The sequence below is a fragment of the Rhodothermales bacterium genome (assembly GCA_013002345.1).
Lineage (GTDB): Bacteria > Bacteroidota > Rhodothermia > Rhodothermales > JABDKH01 > JABDKH01.
The window spans coordinates 1-2,965 of sequence record JABDKH010000155.1 but is presented as its reverse complement, the minus strand read 5'-3'; the positions used below and the strand labels follow the sequence as shown (position 1 = coordinate 2,965).

General features: G+C 56.6%; 3 protein-coding genes. All 3 read left to right on the top strand.

What is annotated here, in order from left to right; translation table 11 throughout:
* The first annotated feature begins 35 nt into the window (after positions 1–35).
* From HKN37_07835 to HKN37_07825, 3 genes are read left to right on the top strand one after another with little or no spacing between them, the layout of a single operon-like run.
* Positions 36–470 (top strand): hypothetical protein, encoded by a 435-nt coding sequence (locus tag HKN37_07835; protein NNE46555.1) that lies wholly within the window; start codon positions 36–38, stop codon positions 468–470.
* The gene (locus HKN37_07830) at positions 445–1,233 is read left to right on the top strand and encodes an MBL fold metallo-hydrolase (GenBank protein ID NNE46554.1); all 789 of its coding nucleotides are present in this window, start codon (positions 445–447) and stop codon (positions 1,231–1,233) included. Before HKN37_07835 ends, HKN37_07830 begins: the two co-directional genes overlap by 26 nt.
* A gap of 16 nt (positions 1,234–1,249) precedes the next feature.
* Positions 1,250–2,800, top strand: a complete 1,551-nt coding sequence (locus HKN37_07825; GenBank protein NNE46553.1) for an NAD(P)/FAD-dependent oxidoreductase — start codon at positions 1,250–1,252, stop codon at positions 2,798–2,800.
* The last annotated feature ends 165 nt before the right edge of the window (positions 2,801–2,965 follow it).

The following is a 2,965-nucleotide window of genomic DNA, read 5'->3' as shown; positions in this document are numbered from 1 at the left end:
ACACGGTGATCTGCCCGACGGGATTCTTCTCGGACATGGAAGAGTTTCTTTCAATGGCCCGCTCAGGACGTGTTTACCTGTTTGGAGATGGCTCAAACCGGATTAATCCCATACACGGCGTCGATCTGGCCGAGGTCTGCGCGGACGCCTTGGAGAGTACGGAAAGCCAAATCGATGTCGGTGGTCCGGAGGTACTCACATACCGGCAAATTGCAGAACTGGCCTTCAATGTTCTGGAGCGGCCTGAAAAGACCACGTCCATTTCTAAGCCTTTGGTCTCTGCAATGGTCGGCGCATTGCGCTGGCTGACACCCGCGACGATTTATGGCCCCGTCCAGTTCATGGCCAGCGTGATGACCATGAATGTCGTTGGAGAGTTGCACGGTCAGCGACAGCTTGCGGATTATTTCCGCGATCGCTCCAGGAATTTCGGGAGTAAGTCAAGTGAAGATCACGCACTACCTGTATAACACGTTCCAGGTCGAGGAGGGCGGAACACGGGTCGCGATAGATCCCGGCCAATTTTTTTACTTGTTTGATTGGAGGAGCCTGATCCCTGAGGAGGAATGGTCGACGATTTCCCATATCGTCATCACTCACGGCGACCCGGATCATCACTGGCAGTCGGATCGCGTCGCCGAGGCCTCGGGAGCTCCAGTCGTGTGCGGTATTGGCCTGACGAAAACCGAGAACGGGCAAACGCTCGTCATTGATCCTCGCGGTAAGGAGCTGAAATCCTGGATTCCCTTTGACAACCTGCACCCGCTCGATGTGGGCGATTCAATCGCGCTCGACGACGTCACCTTCGAAGCCGTGCGAACGGTGCACGGCCCGATCGAGGTGTCCCTGCTTGGCTTCAAAATTCGGAAGGAACCTGGGCCAGGAGAACGCACCGGTCTCGGTGCGATGGGATTCAAAATAAGGCTTGGGGATAAGTCGGTCCTGAATCTCGGTGATTCGGTGTTCTTACCCGATTGGGACGGCTTGAGGCCAACGGTGTTGATGATTCCGATCGGCGGCCTCGGCCAGAATACCTGGACGATGGACGTTGAAGACGCTTTGCAGGCTGTGGAGCGGATCGATCCGGAAGTGGTTATTCCCTGTCACTACAATGTGCCGTTTCTTTGGAAGAGGAAGATTGCGATTGCGGACGACGCCGAATTCAAGCGCGGAGTAAAGGCGCTGGGAAAGAAATGCTGCGTTCTCGGCGCTGGTGGCTCTGTCACTGTGTAAATCCAAAGGTATTAGTATGAAATCGAAGTCTTCCAATAACGAATTTGATGTCATTGTCATTGGATCGGGAATGGGCGGGATGACAACGGCGACCGCGTTATCCCGAATGGAGCACAAAGTGCTGCTCCTGGAGCAAGCGCAGACAATCGGCGGGCTCACACACACGTTTTCGAGGGACGGATTTACCTGGGATGTGGGCCTTCATTACTGCGGCATGTTTGGTCATGATGAACCCGGCGAAAAGGTGCTTGATTGGTTGAGCGGCGAGACTATTGAGTTTCAGTCGATCGGCACCGTGTATGACACGATCCATTTTCCGGACGGCTTCGAAATAGCGGTTGGACGCCCGGCTGAAGCGTATAAGTCAGAGCTGAAAGAACGTTTCCCCGATAACGCTGCTGAAATCGACGCCTGGTTCGAAGCACTTGTGTCTGGGGAGGAAGCCATTCGCCTCGTATCGGCCGAGCGCTCGATGCCGGAGCCGTTCCGTTCCGCACATCGCTGGTGGAATAAAAAGAAGATTGAGCGCTGGTGTGCCCGCACGACCTCCGAGGTTGTCGGCGAGTACATCTCCAACCCCAAGCTTGCTGCTGTCCTGACAGCTCAATGGGGAACGTATGGTGGCGCACCGGCACAGGCAAGCTTTGGGATTCACGCGCTAATCATTCGGCATTATCTCGAGGGAGCCGGTTATCCCGTTGGTGGTGCAGGTTCCATTGCCGCCGGACTTGTACCCGTGATCGAATCGGCAGGCGGCAGCGCCCGTCCCGAAACGACGGTCAGCGAAATCCTGATCGACGATGGCCGGGCCATCGGTGTCCGAACGGTTTCCGGCGAGGTATTCGAGTCGCCGGTGATCGTCTCGGCGATCGGAGCCGGAGAAACGGTGAATCGCCTGCTTCCGCCGGAGACCTGTGAGCAAGCATGGGCCGTCGAGATTGCGGCGATGACGCCTTCGATCTGCCACTTCGAGATGTTCCTGGGATTCGAAGGAGACATCGCCAAACTCGGCGCTACGCGATCGAATCACTGGTTCTTCGAGAGCTGGGACACGAACGACGGCTTATGGACGAATACGGAAAGCCCGATTCAAATGATGTTCGTGTCCTTTCCTTCTCTGAAGGATGACAGACACGATCCGGGGCCCTCACAACGCCATACCGGTCAATTCATGGTGCTGGCTGACTGGTCGACGGTCGCTGATTTTGCCTCGGGCGGTGCCGGGGAGGATCCCGACCAATGGGCGGCGTTCAAGGATGATGTCGAGGCCAGGTTGATGGCATTTTTTACCGAAAGATTTCCCGCGCTTGCTCCGTTGGTGGTCTGTCGCGTGTTTGGCACGCCTTTGGCAACCGCGAAGTTCACCGCTCATGAGAAGGGCGGGTTCTACGGTCTCGAAACCACTCCGCGACGGATCATGTCCGGCGCTCTCAGGCCACGCACACCCGTCCCCGGGCTGTACCTGACCGGCCAGGATGTGCTGACGCCGGGAATCGCTGGCTCTCTCTTTAGCGGCATGCTCACTGCCGCGGCCATCGATCCCCGGGTATATACGAAAATGGGTTGAGTGGTTTTTTCCTTGTGCACTATTGCCGCGACGAGTTGAGCCGATCCTGCCCCTTCCAGCGGTCTTGATTCGACTCAGGAGAGCCCTTCGCCCGTTCATTCTTCGACCCACGTGCCCCAACGGTTATCGCCAAGACCACGCTACACGAAATCTACAGAAATACTC